The sequence below is a fragment of the Methylobacterium sp. D54C genome (assembly GCF_053345595.1).
On the sequence record NZ_JBKFAK010000151.1, the window covers coordinates 1 to 334 of the forward strand.

General features: G+C 62.9%; 1 tRNA gene. It reads left to right on the forward strand.

What is annotated here, in order from left to right:
* The first annotated feature begins 228 nt into the window (after positions 1–228).
* Positions 229–305: transfer RNA gene (locus ACLBYB_RS32935), tRNA-Ile, on the forward strand.
* Positions 306–334: the final 29 nt, after the last annotated feature.

Sequence of the window (334 nt, forward strand, 5' to 3'; positions counted from 1 at the left end):
GGGGAACCTGCGGCTGGATCACCTCCTTTCTAAGGATGCTGACAGCAGGATGACCGGTTTATCCGGTCCGCTCCTCGGACGGCGTCATTAGGATATCAGGGCTCAGTCAGAGCCCCTTGGCGGGACAGATGCCGCCCTCGTTTCTCTTCCTCACCAGATAGCGCGATCGCCGGAGCGGTCCGACCGTGGCTCAGGCTATGGTCCGGTCCGCGACAGCTCGATCGTACTGGGCCTGTAGCTCAGGTGGTTAGAGCGCACCCCTGATAAGGGTGAGGTCGGACGTTCGAGTCGTCCCAGGCCCACCATGGACGGGAGGCTCTGCCTGCGGCTTGAC